Genomic DNA, 21,049 nt, shown 5'->3' with positions numbered 1-21,049 from the left:
CGCCGAAGACCGCCCGCCCGTGGCCGGTGAGGGTCCGCCGGGGCTCTGACGCCCCTGCCGGGTGCCGGGGTCCGTCCGGGCCGCGTCCGCCCGGGTCGGCCGGGCCCGGGCCGCAGACGACGGGACCTAGGCGTCCAGGCCGATGGCGAAGGCGGCTTCCAGGTCGTGCTGGGAGTACGTACGGAACGCCACGTGGGTGTCCGTCGCCTCGACGCCCGGGATCTTGCTGATGCGGCCCGGGATGATGTCCGCCAGGTTCTCGTGGCGGGCCACGCGGACCAGCGCGATCAGGTCGTACGTCCCCGTGACGGAGTAGACCTCGCTGACGCTGTCCAGCGCGGCGATGGACTCGGCGATCTCGGGGATGCGGTCCACACTGGTCTTGATGAGCACGATCGCGGTGATCACGGCTGACTGTCTCCCTCGGTGGCCGTCGCTGGTCGCTCCACTCTAGTCGCACGCCGATAGCGCGCCCACGCGTACAGGAAGCCGACCGAGAAGCCCACGAGGTGGGCCAGATAGGCGACCCCCGGCCCGCTCCCCGCCCGGTGCGCGGCCACCCCCTGGAGGGCGAACCAGAACAGCAGCACCATCCACGCCGGGAAGCGCAGCGGCAGGAAGAACAGGAAGGGGAACAGGCTCGTCACCCTGGCCCGCGGCAGCAGGTACAGGAAGGCGCCCAGCACCGCCGAGATGGCCCCGGACGCCCCGACCAGGGTCTGTGAGGAGCCCGCGTTGGCCGCCGCGTACGCCGCCAGGGCCAGGTAGCCCGTACAGACGTAGAAGACGAGGAACGCCGGGCGGCCCATCCGCTCCTCCGCCATCGCGCCGAAGACGTACAGGAAGAGCATGTTCCCGAGCAGGTGGAGCCAACTGCCGTGTACGAACAGCGCGGTCAGGGGAGTGAGCCAGGCCCGCGGGGTGCCGGTGAAGAGCACGTCCGGGACCACGCCCCAGCGCCGGAAGTAGTCGGTCCCGGCGGTGAGCAGCCCGTCGCCCGTCCCGTAGGCCGGGTTCAGCCCCGAGGCCGGACCCAGTACGAACACCACCGCGCAGCCCGCGATCAGCGCGTGGGTGACCACCGGTCCCCGGGCGGCCTCGCGAACGGCCTGCCACCTTACGATCATGTGACAGAGCATGACGCAACCACGCCCACCTGAAGCGGTGGCAGGCCGTAGGGTTACGAGCCGCGGTCCGCCCAAACGGCGCGGACGGCTCAGCAGACCGCTTTAATTGAATCAGCTACGAACACGACGAAGGAGAGAGCGGCCTGATGACGGTTCCCCTGCCGACCGACACCACCCGGTGGCGCTGCACCCTGTGCGGCAACCTCACGCGTTTCGATGTCACCCGTTCGTCGAAGGTCGTGGAGTACGTCCACCTGGACCTCGCCGGGGAGCCGAAGGTCGAGGAGCGCGAGGTGGTCAATGAGACCATCGAGTCGGTCCGCTGCCGCTGGTGCAACGCGGTGGACCAGATCGAGCTCGTGGACAGGCCGGGCACGGACTCCTGAGGGAGCCGAGCCCACAGGTAGATCACGGTAGGGGTGACGGATTGTGGAGCCAGCAAGCGGCGCTGAGCCGGCCGACGCGGCCGGCGACGCCGCCGAGGTGCTCGACCGCCCGCTGCCGGAAGGCGTGCGGCGCCGGGTCGTCGCGCTCGTCTCGGACGCCTTCGGCGGACTGACGGTCGCGGACCTTCCCGCGCAATTGCGTCAGTACGCCCGGTTCACCCCGAGCCGGCGCGCCAAGTTCGCGGGCAACGCCATGGCCGCGGCGGTCGAGACCGACCCGGTGTTCCGCGGCCGGGTGGCCGAGAAGCTGCGCGAGGCACAGTCGGAGCTGACCGGCGCCCTGGAGTCCGGTGCCCCGCCCGCCGCCGCCGATCCGCTGGACGTGGCGGCCGCCGCGTACGTCCTGCGGCCGGTCGGCTGGGTCAAGCTGGTGGCCGCCGCGGGCGAGGAGGCGCAGCGCGCCGACGCCGAGCGGGTCGGCGAGGAGACCCGGCGCGAGCTGGACCGGCTCCGCGAGGAGCTGGCCCAGGTGCGGGAACTGCAGCGCACCGGCGGTGAGCAGGTGCGGATCGAGCTGGAGGCCTCGCGGAAGGAAGCGGAATCGCTTCACCGCAAGCTGCGCAGCGCCCTCAGCGACGTCAAGCGCGGTGACGCGGCCCTGCGCAAGCTGATCGCCGAGATCGACGGGATCCGCGGCGAGGCGGCCGCGCGGGTGGCCGCCGCCGAGAGCGAGAGCCGTCGGCTCAAGTCCCGGCTGACGGAGGTCGAGTCGGCGCTGGAGACCTCGCGCCGGGCCACCCGGGAGGGACGCAGCATCGAGGACATGCGGCTGCGGCTGCTGCTGGACACCGTGCTGGACGCGGCGGCGGGACTGCGCCGAGAGCTGGCGCTGCCGCCGGTGTCCACCCGCCCGGCGGACACGGTGGAGGCGGTGGAGCCGGGCCGGATGACCCCCAAGGACATCGCGGCGCGCGCCCTGTCGGAGACCGATCCGGCGCTGCTGGACCAGCTGTTGGCGCTGCCCCAGGCCCATCTGGTCGTCGACGGCTACAACGTGACCAAGACGGGCTATCCGACGATGCCGCTGGAGAAGCAGCGGCTGCGGCTGCTGGGCGGGCTGTCGATGCTGGCCGCGCAGACGGGCGCGGAGATGACCTGTGTCTTCGACGGGGCGGAGCTGGCGGCCCCGGTGCTGCTCGCGCCGCCGCGCGGTGTGCGGGTGCTGTTCTCCAAGGCCGGGGTGACGGCGGACGAGCTGATCCGCCAGCTGGTGCGCGCGGAGCCGCCCGGCCGCCCGGTGGTCGTGGTCTCCACGGACCGGGAGGTCGCCGACGGTGTGGCCGCCGCGGGTGCGCGGCCCGTAACGTCCGCTTTGTTGCTGAAGCGGCTTTCGCGCGTTTCGTAACTCCTCGCCCTAATGCCGGAATTGGCAGGGTGTTCGGGGGACACACCGTCAAGTGCCCGGCACACAGCGTGCGCTGTAGGTAAAGAAGCTGGTCGGGGAGCAAGTTTTTTTCCGGCAGGATTTGAACTGATCACAGATGGGTCACTAGGGTCTGCTCAAACCTTCGTGCGGTGGATCACTCATTCGGGGTGACGGCGGAGGTGCTGCCGAGTTGCGTTCTTCGGCGGCTCTAGGAAGAAGGAGCTCGCCTCCGTGGCGTCCCACCGTCGACCCAAGCAGCCGAACCGCGCCCGTGTGACCGTACTTGGCGCCGCTGCGGCCGCAGTCGTCGCCCTCACCTCCCAGAGCGCCTCCGCCGCTCCGGCGAAGCCGGGCAAGGACGAGGTCAAGTCCCAGGTCGACGCGCTCTACGAAGAGGCGGAGCAGGCCACCGAGAAGTTCAACGGGGCCAAGGAGCGCCAGGAGCAGCTCGAAAAGGAGATCGGGCAGCTCCAGGACCAGGTCGCGCGCGGCCAGGCCGACCTCAACGAGCTGCGCAGCACGCTCGGTTCGATGGCCAGCGCCCAGTACCGCAACGGCGGCATCGACCCCTCGCTCGCCCTCCTCCTCTCCGAGGACCCCGACAGCTACCTCGACAAGGCCTCCACGCTGGAGCACCTGAGCGGCAAGCAGGTCGAGGCGGTCCAGAAGATCCAGGCCAAGCAGCGCACCCTCGCGCAGCAGCGCCAGGAGGCCGCCGGCAAGCTCGCCGACCTCGACGCCACCCGCAAGGAGCTCGGCGAGAAGAAGAAGGTCTCGCAGGAGAAGCTCGCCGAGGCCCAGGCCCTGCTCAACACCCTGACCGCGCAGGAGCGCGCGGCGCTCAAGGACGACGAGGCCCGCGCCAGCCGCAGCGACAGCCAGCGGGTCGACCTCGGCAACGTGAGCGCCTCCGGCCGAGCCGGCGCCGCCCTCGCCGCCGCCAAGACCAAGCTGGGCTTCACCTACCAGTCCGGCGGCACCGGCCCCAACGTCTACGACTGCTCGGGCCTGACCCAGTGGGCCTACAAGCAGGCCGGCGTCAACATCAGCCGCGTCACCTACACCCAGGCCAACGACGGCACGCGCATCAGCCGCAGCCAGCTCCAGCCCGGTGACCTGGTCTTCTTCTACGACGACCTGCACCACGTCGGCCTCTACGCCGGCAACAACATGACGCTGCACGCCTCCAACCCGCGCAGCGGCATCAAGTACGAGTCGATGGACAACATGCCCTTCCAGTTCGGCGTCCGCATCGGCTGACGCGCCGTACACCGCCCATCCGGGCGAATTGCGCGGACCCGCTCTGACCACACGCCCCGCCGGTGACCTGCGTCTCCGGCGGGGCGTCGGCGTCCGCGCCCCCCGGCGGTCGTTCGCCGGGGTCCGATCGCGCCGCTACTGTCTGCCAGCGCGGAACCCGGCACACGACCGTCCACGGAGGGCGGACCCGGGCCCCGCACAGCGGAAGGGAGCGGTTTCACGTGGCATCCCATCGCCGGCCCGGGCTCGGCGGCCCCGACCGGAACGCGAGGGCCGCCGTCCTCACCGCCGCCGCCGCGGCCGGCGCCGCGGCCGTCATGGCGGGCGCACCCGCGGGCGCGGCCCCGAGCCTGCCCCAGGAGCCCCCGGGCGGTGTCCGCACCCAGGTCGAGCGCCTCTTCGAGGAGGCCGAACAGGCCACCGAGCGCTTCAACGAGGCGGGCGAGAAGGCCGAGCGGCTGCGCGCCGAGGTCGACCGGGCCCAAGACGCCGTCGCCCGCGGCCAGGACCGCATCAACACGATGCGGGGCATCCTCGGCAGCTTCGCCGGGGCCCAGTACCGCAGCGGCGGCATCGACCCCACCGTCGCCCTGATCTTCTCCGAGGACCCCGACGCGTACCTGGAGCAGGCCGCCGCCCTGGACCGGCTCAGCGGCCGGCAGGCCCGCCAGCTCGACGAACTGCGCGAGGAGCAGCGCCGGCTCGGCCAGGAGCGCCGGGAGGCCTCCGCCAAACTCGCCGAACTCGACGCACTGCGCGCCGACGTGGCCCGGCACAAGCGCTCCGTCACGGCGAAGCTCGCGGCCGCCCGGCGGCTGCTGGGCGCCATGCCCTCAGCGGAACGGGCCGACTTCGAGCGCGCCTCGCGCACGGGCGGCCGCCCCGACGGTCAGCCCGACCCGTCCTCCTTCGGTCCCTCCTCCGGCCGCGCCGGGGCCGCCGTGATGGCGGCCCGGTCGGCGGTCGGCCGCCCGTACGTGTGGGGTTCCACCGGCCCCTCCGCCTTCGACTGCTCCGGGCTGATGGTCTGGTCGTACCGCCAGGCGGGCGTCTCGCTGCCGCGCACCTCGCAGGCCCAGCGGTACGCGGGCCGCCGGGTCCCGCTCTCGCAGGCGCGCCCCGGCGATCTGGTGACGTACCGCTCGGACGCCAGCCACGTGGGCATGTACGTCGGCAACGGCCAGGTGGTGCACGCCCCCTACCCCGGTGCCAGGGTCCGCTACGACCCGGTCGGGATGATGCCGGTGTCCGCGGTGACGCGCCCCTGATCCGGGCCGTGCGTACGATCGGCTGATGTTTCCGGGTCGTCGTCTCGTACGCGTACTGCCGCTCCTGCTGTGCCTCCTGCTGGCCGGGTGCGCGACGCGGCCGGCCGGCACGGCCGAGCGGGACGTCCGCCGGGCCGTCGCCGACTGGTCGCGGTCCGCGCCCGGGCGGCCGGCCGGGATCCCCGTCGAGGACTGGGCGTACGAGGTCACCTCGGTGCGGCGCGACGGGGTGCGGGCCCTCGTACGGGCGGAGCTGCGCTACCGGCTGGCCGGCTACGACGCGGCTCCGGCGGCCTCGGCGCGCGAACTCGACCTGGCCGTGGACGGCGGGAGCTGGCGGATCCGCGGGGACCGGCCCGCCCCCGGCGCGCTGCCGCAGCTGTGGGACCAGGGCCCGGTGTCGGTGGTCCGCGGCGAGCGCTCCCTGGTCCTGGCCGGCCCGGGCGCCCCCGACCCGGCGGGCATCGCCGCCGAGGCCGACCGGGCGGTGCCCGCGGCGAGCTCCGCGTGGCCCGGGCCGTGGGCGGGGCGGGTGGTGGTGCTGGTCCCCGGCTCCCTGGACCGGATGGCGGAGCTGCTGGGCGGGACGGCCGACGCCTACCGGGGGCTGGGCGCCGTCACCACCGGCCGGGTGGGCGCGGGACCCGCTCCGGCGGACCGCGTCGTGGTCAACCCGCAGGGGTGGGCGGAGCTGGGCGAGTCGGGCCGGCGGATCGTGCTGACCCACGAGGTCACCCACGTGGCCACCCGGGCGGCGACCACCGCCTCCACCCCGCTGTGGCTCTCCGAGGGCTTCGCGGACTGGGCGGCGTACCGGGGCGGCACCGTCACGCCCCGGCAGGGCGCCCCCGCGCTCGGCCGGGCGGTGCGGCGGGGCGAGGTGCCCGGCGCGCTGCCCCCGGCGGAGGCCTTCGCCTTCGGCGGCGACCCGGAAGCGGTGGCCCGGGCCTACGAGGGCGCGTGGCTGGCCTGCCGGCTGATCGCGGACCGGTGGGGCGAGGCGGCCCTCACGGGTCTCTACGAGCGGGCGGGGCGCGAGCCGCTCGCGGTGGCGCTGGACGAGGCGCTGGGCGTGGACCTGCCCGAGCTGACGCGGGCCTGGCAGCAGGCACTGCGGGAGGAGCTCCGCTGACGACGTCCGGTACGTTGGCAGACGATGCACAAGACGCTGATCGTGACCAATGACTTCCCGCCGCGACCGGGCGGTATCCAGGCCTTCCTGCACAACATGGCGCTACGGCTGGATCCCGACCGGGTCGTCGTGTACGCCTCCACGTGGAAGCACGGCGCGGAGGGCCGCGAGGCCACCGCGGCCTTCGACGCCGAGCAGCCCTTCCAGGTCGTGCGCGACCGCACGACGATGCTGCTGCCGACGCCGCGCGTGACGCGGCGGGCCGTGGGCCTGCTGCGCGAACACGGCTGCGAGTCGGTGTGGTTCGGGGCGGCTGCCCCGCTCGGCCTGATGGGCCCGGCGCTGCGGCGGGCCGGGGCCCGGCGGATCGTGGCGACCACGCACGGGCACGAGGCGGGCTGGGCCCAGCTGCCGGCCGCGCGGCAGCTGCTGCGGCGGATCGGCGAGGGCACGGACACGCTGACCTACCTGGGGGAGTACACGCGCTCGCGGATCGCCTCGGCGGTGACGGACCGGGCGGCGGCCCGCATGGTGCAACTCCCGCCGGGGGTGGACGAGAAGACCTTCCACCCGGAGTCGGGTGGCGCCGAGGTCCGCGACCGGCTGGGGCTGACCGACCGCCCGGTCGTGGTGTGCGTCTCCCGGCTGGTCCCCCGCAAGGGCCAGGACACGATGATCGAGGCGATGCCGCGGATCCTGGCGGCGGTGCCGGACGCGGTACTGCTGATCGTGGGCGGCGGGCCGTACGAGGCGGACCTGCGGGAACTGGCGCAGTCCGTGGGCGTCACGGACTCGGTGGTCTTCACCGGAGCGGTCCCGTGGGGCGAACTGCCCGCGCACTTCGGGGCCGGGGACGTCTTCGCCATGCCGTGCCGGACCCGGCGGGGCGGGCTGGACGTGGAGGGGCTCGGGATCGTCTACCTGGAGGCTTCGGCGACGGGCCTGCCGGTGGTCGCGGGCGACTCCGGCGGAGCCCCCGACGCGGTGCTGGACGGGGAGACGGGCTGGGTCGTCCGGGGCGGCGAGCCGGACGAGGCGGCGGACCGGGTCGTCACCCTGCTGCAGGACCCGGCCCTGCGGGCGCGCATGGGCGGGGCCGGCCGTGCCTGGGTCGAGGAGAAGTGGCGCTGGGACCTCCTGGCGGACCGCCTCCGCGAGCTGCTGTAGCGCCGGGCCGCGCGGGGGCCGCGGCCCCGACCCGCGCGCCCCGGACGCCGACGGGGCCGGATCCGGGCCGGAGGGCCCGTACCGCCCGCCGGTGTCCGGGGCCCGCGGGTCCGGGTCCCGCAGCCACGCCTGACTGTCTCTCAGATGCCTGTCAAGACGGCGTATGGCCGGATCGCCGGATTCCGCCCATCATGCGGCCATGACACCACATCTGACACGCCGTCACGTCCTCGGACTGGCCGCTCTCCAGACCGCCTCCGCGCTCGGCTTCACGCGGATCGGGCCGTCCTCCGCGGCCGCGGCCGAGCCGCAGGCCGCGCAGTACGCACCCGCCGTCGTCGTCGGCTCCGGCTACGGCTCCGCCGTCGCCGCGCTGCGCCTCGGGCAGGCCGGCGTACGCACCGTCGTCCTCGAAATGGGCCGGCTCTGGGACACCCCGGGCCCCGACGGCAAGGTCTTCCCCTCCACATCCGCCCCCGACCACCGGTCCATGTGGTTCCGCACCCGCACCGAGGCCCCGCTCGCCCAGTTCCTCTGGCTCGACGTGGTCAACCGCGACATCAGCCCGTACCCCGGTGTCCTGGACCGCGTGAACTACGGCGACATGTCCGTGTACGTGGGCCGGGGGGTGGGCGGCGGATCCCTGGTGAACGGCGGGATGGCGCCCACGCCCCGGCGCTCGTACTTCACCGAGGTGCTGCCCGGGGTGAACGCCGACGAGATGTACGGCACGTACTTCCCCCGCGCCCGCGCCATGCTCGGCGTGAACGACATCGACCCGGGCTGGTTCGAGTCCACCGAGTGGTACCGCTTCGCCCGGATCTCCCGCAAGCACGCCCAGAACACCGGCCTGAAGACCGTCTTCGTCCCCAACGTCTACGACTTCGGCCACATGCAGCGCGAAGCGGCCGGCACCGCCACCAGGTCAGCGCTCGCGGGCGAGGTCATCTACGGCAACAACCACGGGAAGAAGAGCCTCGACAAGACCTACCTCGCCGCCGCCCTCGGGACCGGCAACGTCACCATCGAGACCATGCAGCGCGTGGTCGGCGTACGCCAGGATCCCGCCGGGGGGTACGTGCTGACCGTGCGGACCAGCGACCTCACCGGGCGGGTCACCCGGACCCGCGAGCTCGGCTGCCGGCAGCTGTTCCTGGGGGCGGGGAGCCTCGGGACCACCGAGATCCTGCTGCGGGCCCGCGAGACCGGCACGCTGCCCGCGCTCAGCGACCGGGTCGGGCTCGGCTGGGGCCACAACGGCAACGTCATGACCGCCCGCGCCAACCACCTGTGGGACACCGTCGGCTGCAACCAGGCCACCATGCCCGCCCTGGGCATCGACGACTGGGACAACGCCCCGAACCCGGTCTTCGCCGAGATCGCCCCGCTCCCGATGGGGTTCGAGCACTGGATCTCGATGTACCTGGCCATCACCAAGAACCCCGAGCGCGGCCGCTTCGCCTACGACGCGGCCACCGACTCGGCCCGGCTCATCTGGCGGCGGGACCAGAACACCCCCTCGGTCAACGCGGCGAAGAACCTCTTCGACCGCATCAACCGGCGGAACGTCACCATCTACCGGTACGACCTCTTCGGCGACAACAAGGCCTTCGCCGACGACTTCACCTACCACCCGCTCGGCGGCTGCGTGCTCGGCGACGCGACCGACCTCTACGGACGGGCCAAGGGCTACCAGGGTCTGTACGTGGTCGACGGCTCCCTGGTCCCCGGCTCGCTCGGCGTGAACCCGTTCGTGACGATCACGGCCCTCGCCGAGCGGAACATGGCGCGGATCCTCGCCGAGGACCCGCGCCCGGGCGTGGTGTGAAAGCCGCGCCCCACCCCGGCCGATCCCGGCCGGCTCCCGGCTAACCCCGGTACAGGGCCTCGATCTCGTCCGCGAAGTCCTTCGCCACCACGTTGCGCTTCAGCTTCAGCGACGGCGTGATGTGGCCCGACTCCTCCGTGAACTGGGAGGGCAGAATGCGGAATTTCCGCACCGATTCCGCCTTGGAAACCGCCGCGTTGCCGTCGTCGACGGCCTTCTGGACGGCGGCGATGAGCTCCGCGTCCTCGCGCAGTTCCGCCGCCGTCACACCGGCCGGCTTGCCGTGCTCGGCGGCCCAGCGGCCGAGGAACTCCTCGTCGATGGTGACCAGCGCGGCCACGAACGGCCGCCCGTCGCCCACGACCATGCACTCCGCGACCAGCGCGTGCGCGCGGATCCGGTCCTCGATCACGGCCGGGGCGACGTTCTTGCCGCCGGCGGTGACGATGAGTTCCTTCTTGCGCCCGGTGATCGTGAGGTAGCCGTCCTCGTCGAGGGTGCCGACGTCACCGGTGTGGAACCAGCCGTCCGTGAGCGCCTCGGCGGTCGCCGTCTCGTTCTTCCAGTACCCGGTGAAGATCTGCTCGCCGTGCAGCAGCACCTCGCCGTCGTCCGCGATGCGCACCACGGAGCCCGGCATGGGCTGGCCGACCGTACCGATCTTCTGCTTGTCCCACGGGTTGAAGGTCGTGGCCGCGCAGGACTCGGTCAGGCCGTAGCCCTCCAGCACCGTGAAGCCGATGCCGCGGAAGAAGTGCCCGAGCCGCTCGCCGAGCGGCGCGCCGCCGGAGATCGCGTACTCGCCGCGCCCGCCGAGGACCGCGTGCAGCTTGCTGTAGACCAGCTTGGTGAAGACCTTGTGCTTGAGCTTCAGCCCGAAGGACGGGCCCCGCGGGGTGTCCAGCGCCCGGCTGTACGCGATCGCCGTCTCGGCCGCCGCGTCGAAGATCTTGCCCTTGCCCTCGGCCTGCGCCTTGGCGCGCGCCGAGTTGTAGACCTTCTCGAAGACGCGCGGCACACCGAGGATCAGGGTGGGGCGGAAGGACTGCAGCTCGTCGGTGAGGTTCTTGATGTCCGGCACGCAGCCCAGCCGGATCGGCGCCAGCACCGCGGCCACCTCGACCAGGCGGCCGAAGACGTGGGCCGCCGGGAGGAACAGCAGGACCGAGCACTCGCCGGTCTTGAAGAGCGGCTTCAGGCGCTCCACCGCGTTCCCGCACTCCGCGAAGAAGTTGCGGTGGCTCAGCACGCAGCCCTTGGGGCGGCCGGTGGTGCCCGAGGTGTAGACGATGGTCGCCGGGTCGTCGGCGCCCGCCAGGCTGCTGCGCTCGTCGACCTCTTCGTCGGTGATCGCGGCGCCCGCGCTCTTCAGCGCTTCGAGGGCGCCCTGCTCGATCTCCCAGACCTCGCGCAGTTCCGGCAGCCGGTCGCGCAGCGAGGCCACGGCCGCAGCGTGCCCGGGGCTCTCGACGACCGCGGCGACCGCGCCGGAGTCGCCGAGGATCCACTGGATCTGCTCGGGGGAGCTGGTCTCGTACACGGGGACGGTCACGCCGCCCGCCGTCCAGATCGCGAAGTCGATCAGCACCCACTCGTAGCGGGTACGGGAGATCAGGGCGACGCGGTCGCCCGGACGGACACCCGCCGCGATCAGACCCTTGGCCGCGGCACGGACCTCGGCCAGGAACTCGGTCGCGGTCACGTCCTGCCACTGGCCGTCGACCTTGCGGCCCATGACGGCCGTGTCGGGATGCTGAGCGGCGTTGCGGCGGATGAGATCCGTCAGGTTCCCGTCCGACGGGACCTCGTACAGGGCCGGAAGGCTGAACTCGCGCAAGACTGCTGCTCCTCTGGGCGCCATCGCCACCGTGTGGACCGACCGGACGTTACCCACCGGTAGTGGGTTCCCGATAGAGGGAACCGGCCAGATGTTCCGTGCGTCACAAAACGCGGCACTAACACGGCGACACTAGTCGACCCCGTCCGAGACCCGGAAGTAACCGCAGGTCCGGCCGCCTCTGCCACCCCTGTCTACCCGCCGTCGGCGGGCCGCCCTAGGGTGGCCGCATGGGTGGCAGCATGCGGGGCGGGAAGAACGGCACGAGCGGATCGAGCCGTACCCGGGTTCACGTCGTGAGCGATGTGCACGGCAACGCCGAGGCCCTCGCCCGGGCGGGAGACGGCGCCGACGCGCTGATCTGCCTCGGTGACCTCGTCCTCTTCCTCGACTACGCCGACCACTCGCGCGGGATCTTCCCCGACCTGTTCGGCGTCGAGAACGCCGACCGGATCGTGGAGCTGCGCACCGCGCGCCGCTTCGCCGAGGCCCGCGCCTTCGGACGGGAGCTGTGGGCCGGGCTGGACCGGGAACGGCTCATCGAGGGTGCGGTACGCCGCCAGTACGAGCAGATGTTCGCCGCCTTCCCCGCCCCTACGTACGCCACCTACGGCAACGTCGACATGCCCGCCCTGTGGCCGGAGTACGCCGACCGCCCCGGCATCACCGTGCTCGACGGGCAGCGCGTGGAGATCGGCGGCAGGGTCTTCGGCTTCGTGGGGGGCGGACTGCCCTCGCCGATGAGGACCCCGTACGAGGTCGACGTCGAGGAGTACGCCGCCAAGGTGGAGGCGCTGGGCGAGGTGGACGTACTGTGCTCCCACATCCCGCCGGAGGTGCCGGAGCTCTGCTACGACACGGTCGCCCGGCGGTTCGAACGGGGCAGCGAGGCCCTGCTCGCCGCCATCAGGCGCACCCGCCCCCGGTACGCCCTCTTCGGGCACGTCCACCAGCCGCTCGCGCGGCGGATGCGCGTCGGGAGCACGGAGTGCGTGAACGTCGGGCACTTCGCCGCGACCGGAAGGCCCTGGGCCCTGGAGTGGTGAGCTCCGCACGCACGGTAGCCTTCGAGCGGCGGCCGGAGGCCGCACACTTCCTCGAATTCCCCCAGCTGCCGCTGGGGGTGCCCCCGACCGGAGGAGCGACCGCGATGGCGGAACACACCAGCTCAAGCATCACGATCGACGCCTCACCGGCCGACGTGATGGCCGTGATCGCCGACTTCTCCCGTTACCCCGAGTGGACCGGCGAGGTGAAGGAGGCCGAGGTGCTGGCCGCCGACGCCGAAGGGCGGGCCGAAAAGGTCCGGCTGCTGCTCGACGCGGGCGCGATCAAGGACGACCACACCCTCGCCTACACCTGGAAGGGCGCGGACGAGGTCAGCTGGACCCTGGACAAGTCGCAGATGCTGCGCCAGCTGGACGGCTCGTACCGGCTGGCCCCGGTGGACGGCGGCAAGCGCACCGAGGTCACCTACCAGCTGACCGTCGACGTCAAGATCCCCATGCTCGGCATGATCAAGCGCAAGGCCGAGAAGGTCATCATCGACCGCGCGCTCGCGGGCCTGAAGAAGCGCGTGGAATCGACCGGCTGAACCCTGTGCACACCCTGTTGATCACCGGCCCCGGCGGCGCCGGACGGACCACGGTGGCCGCGGCCACCGCCCTCGCGGCGGCCCGGCAGGGGCGACGCGTGCTGCTGCTGTCCGGAGACGTCGCGGACCCGCTCGCCGCCCTGACCGGGGAACCGGCGGGGGAGTCCGCCGAGGTCGTCCCCGGCCTGCGGGCCGCCACCACGGCCGGCGGGGTCCGGGTGGCCCGGGTGGACTCCGGCGAGGAGTTCCGCGACGAACTCGTCGCCCTCCAGGAGCGCGGGTCCACCCTCCTCGGCATGGTCGGGGCCCGGCCGCTGGGGGCCGAGGAGCTCACCGAGCTGCCCGGCGCCGAGCAGTTCGCGCTGCTGCGCGCCCTGCGGCGGGCCGCCGCGGCGCCGGGGTCCGACCTCGTCGTCGTCGACATGCCCCCGCTCCACCAGGCCCTGGCCGCCCTCGCCCTTCCCGCCCAGCTGCGCCGCTACCTCGCCCGGCTGCTCCCCGCCGAGCGGCAGGCCGCCCGTGCCCTGCGGCCCGTACTGGCCCAGCTGGCCGGTGTGCCCATGCCCGCGCAGTGGCTCTACGAGGCCGCCGCCCGCTGGGACGAGGAGCTCGCAGCGGTCCAGGCCGTCATCGAGGCCGACACCACCGAGGTGCGGCTGGTCGCCGAGCCGGGACCGGCCGCCGCCGAGGCGATCCGGCTGGGGCGGCTCGGGCTCGCCCTCCAGCAGCTGCCCCTCTCCGCCGTCGTCGCCAACCGGCTCCTCCCGCAGGGCTCCGCCGACCCCTGGCTCGCCGGCCTCGCCGCCCAGCAGGAGAAGTGCACCGCCGGATGGGCCGGGGAGCTCCCGGTGACCCGGCTCGCCCACCTCGGCCGGGACCCGCGCGGCCCGCGGGACCTGGAGCTGCTCGCCGCCGCCGACGGGCTCGTCCCACAGCCGCCGGCGCCCCGCCGGGCCTGGGCGGTCGAGGACCGGCTCGCCGAGGACGGCGTGCTCGTCTGGGTGGTACCGCTGCCCGGCGCCCGCAAGCGGGACCTCGACCTGATCCGCCGGGGGGACGAGCTCCTGCTCACCGCGGGCCCGTACCGCAGGATCGCGCCGCTGCCGTCGGCACTGCGCCGCTGCGCCGTCTCCGGCGCCGCCCTGGCCGAGGACGTGCTCCGCATCCGCTTCACCCCGGACCCGGGCCTGTGGCCCCGTGCGTTCGGCGCCCGCACGTCCTGAACACCCGCACGTCCTGAACACCCGCGCGGCCGGAACCCGCGCGCCCCGACCCGCGCGCCCCGATCGACGTACCCCCGTTCGGGTACCGTCGAAGGTAGCCCGTACCGCACGCACAGCAGCCGCCGCAGGAGAGTCCGCCATGAGCGAGGCCACCGACCGCCCCACCGACGACGACGCCTGGGCCAAGGCCTGCGCGGAGGACCTCGCCGCCGAGAAGGAGCGCCTGCGCGGGCAGGGCGCGAGCGGCGGCGCGGCCACCGGGACCGCCGCCGAGGAGCTGTTCAGGCTCTTCGAGGCCGTCGCCGACAAGGTCGCCGGGATGAACAACCCGCTCATCGGCGGCGCCGCCCAGGGCGCCGTACGCCAGTTCGTCAACCAGGCGAAGACCGCCGCCAAGCCCGTCATCGAGCGCAACCCGGAGGTCTTCGACCACCTCGCGGCCGCGGGCTCCGAGCTGCTCGCCGCCTACCGCTCGGCCGTCGAGGGCCACGAGCGCCGCTGGACGCGCGACGAGCCCCCGGCTCCCCGCCGGGCCCAGGAGCGCGACCCCCGCGACGACGGCCCCGGGGAAGGCCCCACCGAGCGGATCGATCTCGACTGAACCCCGCCCACCCTCGGGTACCGTTGGCCGTGGCGGGGTTTGACCGGAAACCGAGGGACTAATGGGACTCACCATCGGCGTCGACATCGGCGGCACGAAGATCGCGGCCGGCGTGGTCGACGAAGAGGGCACCATCCTTGAGACGTACAAGGTGCCCACCCCGCCGACCGCGGACGGAGTGACGGAGGCGATCTGCACCGCCGTCTCCGCAGTCAGCAGCAACCACACCATCGAGGCCGTCGGCATCGGCGCCGCCGGCTACGTGGACGACAAGCGCGCCACCGTGCTCTTCGCGCCGAACATCAACTGGCGCCACGAGCCGCTGAAGGACAAGGTCGAGCAGCGCATCGGGCTGCCCGTCGTCGTCGAGAACGACGCGAACTGCGCGGCCTGGGGCGAGTACCGCTTCGGCGCCGGGCAGGGCCACGAGGACGTCATCTGCATCACGCTCGGCACCGGCCTGGGCGGCGGCATCATCATCGGCAACAAGCTGCGCCGGGGACGCTTCGGCGTCGCCGCCGAATTCGGCCACATCCGGGTCGTTCCGGACGGCCTGCTGTGCGGCTGCGGCAGCCAGGGCTGCTGGGAGCAGTACGCCTCCGGGCGCGCGCTCGTCCGGTACGCGAAGCAGCGTGCCAACGCCACCCCCGAGAACGCGGCGATCCTGCTGTCCCTCGGCGACGGCACCGCCGACGGCATCGAGGGCAAGCACATCAGCGAGGCGGCCCGGGCCGGTGACCTGGTGGCCATCGACTCCTTCCGCGAGCTGGCCCGCTGGGCCGGCGCGGGCCTGGCCGACCTGGCCTCGCTGTTCGACCCGTCGGCGTTCATCGTCGGCGGCGGGGTCTCGGACGAGGGCGACCTGGTCCTCGACCCGATCCGCAAGTCCTTCAAGCGTTGGCTGATCGGCGGCGCGTGGCGTCCGCACGCGCAGGTCCTCGCCGCCCAGCTGGGCGGGAAGGCCGGACTCGTGGGTGCGGCGGACCTGGCCCGTCAGGGCTGACCGCCCCTGCTCCGTACCCCTTCGTACGTGACTGCCCGCCGCGCCCCTTGGGGGAGCGGCGGGCAGCTGCGTATGTTGCGGGCATGGACCAGTTGCTGCCCTCGCTGCCGAAGTCTCGTACGGAGCCCGACGGTTCGGCCGTGATCCGGGTGCTCAGCTACAACATCCGCTCGATGCGCGACGACGAGGAGGCGCTGGCCCGGGTCATCCGGGCGTGCGCGCCGGACCTCGTCTTCGTGCAGGAGGCGCCGCGGTTCTTCCGGTGGCGCAAGCACGCGGCGAGACTGGCCGCGAAATCCGACCTGGTGGTGCTGGGCGGGGGCGCGACGGCGGCCGGTCCGCTGCTGATGTGCTCGCTACGGGTCTTCGTGGAGCGGACGCAGGACGTGCTGCTGCCGCGCACGCCCGGCCTGCACCAGCGGGGCTTCGCCACCGCCGTGGTCCGGATCGGAGGTGTGCGCGCGGGCCTGGTCTGCGCGCACCTGTCGCTCCAGCCGGAGGAGCGCCGGGCGCAGGCCGGGATGCTGCTGGAGCACCTCGCCGGCCTGGACGCGCCGCACGGGATCGCGGCGCTCGATGTGAACGAGGGACCGCAGGGCCCGGCCTTCGGCCGGCTGGCCGCCGAGCTTCAGGACTGCCGGGCGGTGGCGCCGTGGGGGGAGGGGCCGACGTTTCCGGCAGGGGCGCCGGACCGGCGGATCGACGCGGTGTTCGCGACCGGGGGCGTGCGCGTGCTGGGCTGCGGTGTCCCGGCGGGTCTGGCGGGCGTCTCGCCCACCGACCTCCGGTCCGCCACCGACCACCTCCCGGTCCTGGCGGCCCTCCACCTCCCGGCCGCGGCGTAGCCCGCCGGTCCGGCCGAGGCGCCGCTGCCGGGGGCTCCGTCCCGGCCCCCGCGCCTCACACGCGGCCGGGGCCGGATCCGGCCCGGGGGTCAGAGGCGCGGGTTCGGGCGGAGCCCGACGGGGCCCCGCGCGGGGCCCCGGTCAGACCACGGCCCCGCGGCCCGGGTAGTCGTCGTCATCGTCGTCGTCGTGCGACATCCGCGCCACGAGCGTCGCGAACCCGCCCAGGAAGCCGCCGATGCCCAGCGTCGTCAGCCACCACGTCATCTCCCACTGCAGGAGCACCGCCAGCAGCAACAGCACCGGCCCCCCGACCACCGCGAGCCACGCGAACTTCGCCGTGGTGTCCGCCGGCGGGAGTTCCGGCTCCGGCGGGACGAAATGGCCCTCGTCGGCCCGGTCGGCCGCGGTCAGGTCGTCGTCCTCGGGCTCCGCGAGCGAGTGGTCGCGCGGGCCCGAGAGGCCCACGCCCGGGGCGAAGACCACCGAGCTGCCCAGCGCGGCGGGAGGCTCCGGCCCGGGTTCCGATTCCGGCTCGGGCTCCGGGGGCAGCGACTTGACGTCCTCCTCGGGAAGCAGGAGGTCTTCGATCGGCTTGAACGGCCGCGACCCCGGCGGGTCCGGCGGCTCCTGCCCGTACCCGGCGACGATCGCCGCCCAGGCCGCCTCCTCGTCCAGCGGCGGAACCCCGCCCGACTGCTCCTCGTGCTCAGCCACTCGCCTGCGCCCCCTCCCTGCCCACGCTCTCCACCAGCCGGCCGATGAACGCATGGCTGTCCGCGAAGATCCGCTCCGCGTCATGGTCCAACGTCGCGACGTGGTAGCTCTGTTCCAGCAGGGTCTCGGTGACATCGGTCGACGAGATCCGCGCCAGCACCCGGGCCGAGTCGGCCGGCGGGACGACGTGGTCCTGCGGGCTGTGCAGCAGCAGCACGGGCTGCGTCACCTGCGGCAGCTCCGCGTCCACGAGCTGCAGGAACTTGCGCAGCGAATGCGCGGCCCGGGTCGGGACCCGGTCGTAGCCGACCTCCTCCGAGCCCTTCTTGGCGATGTCGCTGGCGATGCCGGGCGTCGACCGGATGAAGTGCTTGGCCACCGGCAGGGCCACGGCGAGCGGGTCGTGCACCTTGTTGGCCGGGTTGACGAGGACGATGCCGCTGATGGCGTCCCCGTGCTTGGCCGCCAGCCGCAGGGTCAGCGCGCCACCCATCGACAGACCGAAGACGAACACCTGCTCGCAGCGGTCCAGCAGCTCGCGCAGCGCGCGGTCCACCTCGGCGTACCAGTCCTGCCAGCCCGTGAGCTGCATGTCCTGCCAGCGCGTGCCGTGTCCGGGCAGCAGCGGGAGCGACACCGTGAGCCCCCGCGCGGCCAGGTACTCGGCCCAGGGGCGCAGCGACTGCGGGGAACCGGTGAAGCCGTGGCAGAGGAGGACGCCGACCTCTCCACCCTCGTGGCGGAACGGCTCGGCTCCAGGGAGGACGGGCACCAGGGTCTCCTTGGTCATGATGTACGTCGGGTGGGGGCGTTGCTCTGTGTGACTTCACCGTACGCGACCGGGGTGACACCGACCAGGGTCGTCGGGCCGCTACCGGTGCGGCCAGGCGTTAAGGTCTGTTCGACAGACACAGGAAGGCTTTCGAGTTGATCTACGGCGCAATGAAGTTCTCCATCGGCGGTTCGCTGAAGCTCGCCTTCAGGCCGTGGGTGGAGGGCCTCGAGAACATTCCCGCGGAGGGGCCGGCGATCCTCGCGAGCAACCACCTGTCCTTCTCCGACTCCTTCTTCCTTCCCGCGGTGCTGGACCGCAAGGTCACCTTCATCGCGAAGGCCGAGTACTTCACCTCCCCCGGGGTCAAGGGCAAGCTGACGGCCGCCTTCTTCAAGGGCGTCGGCCAGCTCCCGGTGGACCGTTCCGGCGCGCGCGGGGCCGGTGAGGCCGCGATCAAGAGCGGTATCGAGGTCATCGAGCGCGGGGAACTGTTCGGCATCTACCCCGAGGGCACGCGGTCGCCCGACGGGCGCCTCTACCGCGGCAAGCCCGGCGGCCTGGCCCGCGTGGCGCTGGCCACCGGCGCGCCCGTGATCCCCGTGGCCATGATCGACACGGAGAAGATCCAGCCGCCCGGCAAGGTGGTCCCCAAGCTGATGCGCCCGGGCATCCGGATCGGCAAGCCGCTCGACTTCAGCCGCTACCACGGCATGGACGGCGACCGCTTCATCCTCCGCTCGGTGACCGACGAGGTCATGTACGAGATCATGAAGCTGTCCGGCCAGGAGTACGTCGACATCTACGCGACGGCCGCCAAGCGCCAGATCGCCGACGCCGAGAAGGCCGAAAAGGCGGAGAAGGCCGCGGCGGAGAAGGCCGAGAAGGCCGAGGGCAAGGCGGAGTAGCGACGGGCGCAGCGCCCGCGGGGGTGGGGAAGATGGCGAAGCGCGAACGCGTCGTGCGCATGTCGGTCGAGCAGCCGCTGTGGCGCGCCCTGACCGGCTACCGGCTGCTGACCACGCTCTACGCGGTCGGGCTGTTCGTCTCCGCGTACAAGAGGTTCGACCGCCCCTGGATCGCGGCCGGCTACCTCGCCGTCCTGGCGGTCTGGACGTTCGCCACCCACCACAAGGTGGCGAACGCGGCCAGCTGCACCAAGCGGTTCCTCTGCGCCGACCTCACCGTCGCCCTCGTCGGGATCCTGCTCACGCCGGTCGCCGACACCGCCGAGCGGATCGCCGGCGGCGGCCCCACCCTCCCCAGCATCTGGACCGGCGGATCGGTCCTCGCCTTCGCCCTCAAGGGCGGCTGGCGCTGGGCCGGATTCGCCTCCACCTTCGTGGCGGCGGCCAACATCGCCGTCCACGGCGGCAGCCCCACGCGGGACACCCTGCACAACGTCCTGCTGGTCTGGGTCGCCTCCATCGCCATCGGCTACGTCGTCGAGGTCGCCCGGGCCAGTGAGGCCACCCTCGCCCGCGCGCTGGAGATCGAGGCCGCCACCCGCGAGCGCGAGCGCCTTGCCCGCGACATCCACGACGGGGTCCTCCAGGTCCTCGCCATGGTCCAGCGGCGCGGCACCGAGCTGGGCGGCGAGGCCGCCGAGCTGGGCCGGATGGCGGGCGAGCAGGAGGTGGCGCTGCGCACGCTGGTCTCCAGCGGGCTGGTGCACCCCTCCCGTGTCTCCCGCGACGGGTCGCGCGGCGCGCTGGTGGACGCGTACGAGGTGGACGAGGACGCGGAGGACGACGGCGAGCTGGATCTCCGGACGCTCCTCGCCCCGCACGCCGGGAGCAGGGTGAGTTTCGCCGAGCCGGGCACCCCGGTGCCGCTGCCGGTGCCCGCGGCGAGGGAGCTGGCCGCCGCGGTCGGCGCCGCCCTGGACAACGTGCGCAAGCACGCCGGGGAGGCGGCCAGCGCCTGGATCCTGGTCGAGGACTGGGGCGACGAGGTGATCGTCACCGTCCGGGACGACGGCCCGGGCATTCCCGCGGGCCGGCTCGACCAGGCGGAGGGCGAGGGCCGGATGGGGGTGGCCCTGTCCATCCGCGGCCGGCTGCGTGATCTCGGCGGCAGCGCCGAGCTGGTGTCCGTCCCCGGGCAGGGCACCGAAGTGGAACTGAAAGTACCGAGGGGGAGGACCCAGTGAGCGAGCCGCACGAGATCAAGGTCATGGTCGTCGACGACCATCCGATGTGGCGGGACGCGGTCGCCCGCGACCTGGCCGCGGCGGGCTTCGACGTGGTGGCCACCGCCGGCGACGGCCCCGAGGCGGTCCGCCGGGCCCGCGCGGTCACCCCTCACGTCCTGGTCCTCGACCTCAACCTGCCCGGCATGCCGGGCGTGCAGGTCTGCAAGGAACTCGTCGGCGCCCACCCGTCGCTGCGGGTCCTGGTCCTGTCGGCCAGCGGCGAGCACGCGGACGTCCTGGAGGCCGTGAAGTCCGGCGCGACCGGCTACCTGCTCAAGTCCGCGGGGGCCCAGGAACTGATCGACGCCGTCCGCCGCACGGCGGCCGGCGACCCGGTGTTCACCCCGGGCCTGGCCGGGCTGGTGCTCGGCGAGTACCGGCGGCTCGCCACCGACCCGGCGCCGGCCGCCTCCGACGAGCCGAAGGCGCCCCAGCTGACCGACCGGGAGACCGAGGTGCTGCGCCTGGTGGCCAAGGGGCTCTCGTACAAGCAGATCGCGGAACGGCTGGTCATCTCCCACCGCACCGTGCAGAACCACGTGCAGAACACCCTGGGCAAACTCCAGCTGCACAACCGCGTCGGGGCGCTCGATCGTCAGCGTGCCGCCCATGCGGTGAGCCCGTTCCTCAAGGTTGCTCAGGCCGCTGCGCCTGCCTCCGTCGGGGATG

The 21,049-nt window shown here is 73.2% G+C and carries 21 protein-coding genes; 16 read left to right on the top strand and 5 right to left on the bottom strand.

Annotated features, from left to right (window positions below; genetic code table 11):
• Positions 1-126 precede the first annotated feature (126 nt).
• Both ACFCZ1_RS28635 and ACFCZ1_RS28630 read right to left on the bottom strand, forming a co-directional pair.
• Positions 127-408, bottom strand: a complete 282-nt coding sequence (locus ACFCZ1_RS28635) for an Lrp/AsnC family transcriptional regulator (RefSeq protein WP_008738815.1) — start codon at positions 406-408, stop codon at positions 127-129.
• Entirely contained in the window at positions 405-1,139 is a 735-nt protein-coding gene (locus ACFCZ1_RS28630; RefSeq protein WP_376681155.1) for a rhomboid family intramembrane serine protease, read from the bottom strand. The genes ACFCZ1_RS28635 and ACFCZ1_RS28630 overlap by 4 nt, the downstream gene beginning before the upstream one ends.
• 134 nt (positions 1,140-1,273) lie before the next feature.
• Between ACFCZ1_RS28630 and ACFCZ1_RS28625 the strand changes: the two genes are divergently transcribed.
• The 7 genes from ACFCZ1_RS28625 (at position 1,274) to ACFCZ1_RS28595 (ending at position 9,594) form a co-directional block, all read left to right on the top strand.
• On the top strand, positions 1,274-1,513 hold the full coding sequence (locus ACFCZ1_RS28625) for a hypothetical protein (RefSeq protein ID WP_030291802.1): 240 nt from the start codon (positions 1,274-1,276) through the stop codon (positions 1,511-1,513).
• A 40-nt stretch (positions 1,514-1,553) separates the two neighbouring features.
• The gene (locus ACFCZ1_RS28620) at positions 1,554-2,918 is read left to right on the top strand and encodes an NYN domain-containing protein (protein ID WP_376681202.1); all 1,365 of its coding nucleotides are present in this window, start codon (positions 1,554-1,556) and stop codon (positions 2,916-2,918) included.
• A 252-nt stretch (positions 2,919-3,170) separates the two neighbouring features.
• A complete protein-coding gene (locus ACFCZ1_RS28615; protein ID WP_376681154.1) occupies positions 3,171-4,199 on the top strand; it encodes an NlpC/P60 family protein in 1,029 nt (342 codons plus the stop codon).
• A 221-nt stretch (positions 4,200-4,420) separates the two neighbouring features.
• The gene (locus ACFCZ1_RS28610; protein WP_376681153.1) at positions 4,421-5,467 is read left to right on the top strand and encodes an NlpC/P60 family protein; all 1,047 of its coding nucleotides are present in this window, start codon (positions 4,421-4,423) and stop codon (positions 5,465-5,467) included.
• 25 nt (positions 5,468-5,492) lie between these two features.
• Positions 5,493-6,599 carry a hypothetical protein gene (locus ACFCZ1_RS28605; RefSeq protein WP_376681152.1) on the top strand — a complete coding sequence of 369 codons (1,107 nt, stop codon included), beginning with the start codon at positions 5,493-5,495 and terminating at the stop codon, positions 6,597-6,599.
• A 24-nt stretch (positions 6,600-6,623) separates the two neighbouring features.
• Positions 6,624-7,766, top strand: coding sequence for a glycosyltransferase family 4 protein (locus ACFCZ1_RS28600; RefSeq protein WP_376681151.1), 1,143 nt, complete (start codon positions 6,624-6,626; stop codon positions 7,764-7,766).
• A gap of 199 nt (positions 7,767-7,965) precedes the next feature.
• A complete protein-coding gene (locus ACFCZ1_RS28595) occupies positions 7,966-9,594 on the top strand; it encodes a GMC oxidoreductase (protein ID WP_376681150.1) in 1,629 nt (542 codons plus the stop codon).
• A 40-nt stretch (positions 9,595-9,634) separates the two neighbouring features.
• Here ACFCZ1_RS28595 and ACFCZ1_RS28590 read toward each other — a convergent pair whose 3' ends face one another.
• Positions 9,635-11,431 (bottom strand): AMP-dependent synthetase/ligase, encoded by a 1,797-nt coding sequence (locus tag ACFCZ1_RS28590; protein ID WP_376681149.1) that lies wholly within the window; start codon positions 11,429-11,431, stop codon positions 9,635-9,637.
• Positions 11,432-11,661: 230 nt separating this feature from the next.
• Here ACFCZ1_RS28590 and ACFCZ1_RS28585 point away from each other — a divergent pair, with 230 nt between their 5' ends.
• The 6 genes from ACFCZ1_RS28585 to ACFCZ1_RS28560 all read left to right on the top strand — a co-directional run bounded on the left by ACFCZ1_RS28585 (position 11,662) and on the right by ACFCZ1_RS28560 (position 16,697).
• A complete protein-coding gene (locus tag ACFCZ1_RS28585; protein WP_376681148.1) occupies positions 11,662-12,477 on the top strand; it encodes a metallophosphoesterase in 816 nt (271 codons plus the stop codon).
• A 104-nt stretch (positions 12,478-12,581) separates the two neighbouring features.
• Positions 12,582-13,025, top strand: a complete 444-nt coding sequence (locus tag ACFCZ1_RS28580; protein WP_376681201.1) for an SRPBCC family protein — start codon at positions 12,582-12,584, stop codon at positions 13,023-13,025.
• A gap of 5 nt (positions 13,026-13,030) precedes the next feature.
• Positions 13,031-14,248 (top strand): ArsA-related P-loop ATPase, encoded by a 1,218-nt coding sequence (locus ACFCZ1_RS28575; RefSeq protein ID WP_376681147.1) that lies wholly within the window; start codon positions 13,031-13,033, stop codon positions 14,246-14,248.
• A 139-nt stretch (positions 14,249-14,387) separates the two neighbouring features.
• Complete coding sequence (locus ACFCZ1_RS28570; protein ID WP_376681146.1) at positions 14,388-14,849, top strand: DUF5304 domain-containing protein; 462 nt, start codon at positions 14,388-14,390, stop codon at positions 14,847-14,849.
• Positions 14,850-14,910: 61 nt separating this feature from the next.
• Positions 14,911-15,852, top strand: coding sequence for an ROK family glucokinase (locus ACFCZ1_RS28565; RefSeq protein WP_376681145.1), 942 nt, complete (start codon positions 14,911-14,913; stop codon positions 15,850-15,852).
• A gap of 83 nt (positions 15,853-15,935) precedes the next feature.
• A complete protein-coding gene (locus ACFCZ1_RS28560; protein ID WP_376681144.1) occupies positions 15,936-16,697 on the top strand; it encodes an endonuclease/exonuclease/phosphatase family protein in 762 nt (253 codons plus the stop codon).
• 141 nt (positions 16,698-16,838) lie between these two features.
• On the opposite strand, the gene ACFCZ1_RS28555 is transcribed toward ACFCZ1_RS28560, so the two are convergent.
• Together ACFCZ1_RS28555 and ACFCZ1_RS28550 are read right to left on the bottom strand one after the other, a co-directional pair.
• Positions 16,839-17,414, bottom strand: coding sequence for a hypothetical protein (locus ACFCZ1_RS28555; protein WP_376681143.1), 576 nt, complete (start codon positions 17,412-17,414; stop codon positions 16,839-16,841).
• Positions 17,407-18,186 carry an alpha/beta hydrolase gene (locus tag ACFCZ1_RS28550; RefSeq protein ID WP_376681142.1) on the bottom strand — a complete coding sequence of 260 codons (780 nt, stop codon included), beginning with the start codon at positions 18,184-18,186 and terminating at the stop codon, positions 17,407-17,409. Before ACFCZ1_RS28550 ends, ACFCZ1_RS28555 begins: the two co-directional genes overlap by 8 nt.
• Before the next feature lie 170 nt (positions 18,187-18,356).
• Between ACFCZ1_RS28550 and ACFCZ1_RS28545 the strand changes: the two genes are divergently transcribed.
• The 3 genes from ACFCZ1_RS28545 to ACFCZ1_RS28535 form a co-directional block, all read left to right on the top strand.
• Positions 18,357-19,094, top strand: coding sequence for a lysophospholipid acyltransferase family protein (locus ACFCZ1_RS28545; protein WP_376681200.1), 738 nt, complete (start codon positions 18,357-18,359; stop codon positions 19,092-19,094).
• A gap of 32 nt (positions 19,095-19,126) precedes the next feature.
• On the top strand, positions 19,127-20,338 hold the full coding sequence (macS, locus tag ACFCZ1_RS28540; protein ID WP_376681141.1) for a MacS family sensor histidine kinase: 1,212 nt from the start codon (positions 19,127-19,129) through the stop codon (positions 20,336-20,338).
• 23 nt (positions 20,339-20,361) lie between these two features.
• Positions 20,362-21,049, top strand: a 688-nt coding sequence (locus ACFCZ1_RS28535; RefSeq protein ID WP_376681199.1) for a response regulator, incomplete at its 3' end; no start/stop codon positions are given.

Source organism: Streptomyces sp. NPDC056224 (genome assembly GCF_042267665.1).
In the GTDB taxonomy this organism is placed as follows: domain Bacteria; phylum Actinomycetota; class Actinomycetes; order Streptomycetales; family Streptomycetaceae; genus Streptomyces.
The sequence above is the reverse complement of the archived record's forward strand: the minus strand, read 5'-3'. Positions and strand labels throughout refer to the sequence as shown.

What these genes read in the sequence shown, in the direction of transcription:
- ACFCZ1_RS28585 (WP_376681148.1), top strand. Translation starts at nt 11,662, where the DNA reads ATGGGTGGCAGCATGCGGGGCGGGAAGAACGGCACGAGCGGATCGAGC.
- ACFCZ1_RS28600 (WP_376681151.1), top strand. Translation starts at nt 6,624, where the DNA reads ATGCACAAGACGCTGATCGTGACCAATGACTTCCCGCCGCGACCGGGC.
- ACFCZ1_RS28565 (WP_376681145.1), top strand. Translation starts at nt 14,911, where the DNA reads ATGGGACTCACCATCGGCGTCGACATCGGCGGCACGAAGATCGCGGCC.
- ACFCZ1_RS28560 (WP_376681144.1), top strand. Translation starts at nt 15,936, where the DNA reads ATGGACCAGTTGCTGCCCTCGCTGCCGAAGTCTCGTACGGAGCCCGAC.
- ACFCZ1_RS28580 (WP_376681201.1), top strand. Translation starts at nt 12,582, where the DNA reads ATGGCGGAACACACCAGCTCAAGCATCACGATCGACGCCTCACCGGCC.
- ACFCZ1_RS28630 (WP_376681155.1), bottom strand. Translation starts at nt 1,139, where the DNA reads ATGCTCTGTCACATGATCGTAAGGTGGCAGGCCGTTCGCGAGGCCGCC.
- ACFCZ1_RS28570 (WP_376681146.1), top strand. Translation starts at nt 14,388, where the DNA reads ATGAGCGAGGCCACCGACCGCCCCACCGACGACGACGCCTGGGCCAAG.
- ACFCZ1_RS28545 (WP_376681200.1), top strand. Translation starts at nt 18,357, where the DNA reads ATGAAGTTCTCCATCGGCGGTTCGCTGAAGCTCGCCTTCAGGCCGTGG.
- ACFCZ1_RS28595 (WP_376681150.1), top strand. Translation starts at nt 7,966, where the DNA reads ATGACACCACATCTGACACGCCGTCACGTCCTCGGACTGGCCGCTCTC.
- ACFCZ1_RS28625 (WP_030291802.1), top strand. Translation starts at nt 1,274, where the DNA reads ATGACGGTTCCCCTGCCGACCGACACCACCCGGTGGCGCTGCACCCTG.
- macS (WP_376681141.1), top strand. Translation starts at nt 19,127, where the DNA reads ATGGCGAAGCGCGAACGCGTCGTGCGCATGTCGGTCGAGCAGCCGCTG.
- ACFCZ1_RS28605 (WP_376681152.1), top strand. Translation starts at nt 5,493, where the DNA reads ATGTTTCCGGGTCGTCGTCTCGTACGCGTACTGCCGCTCCTGCTGTGC.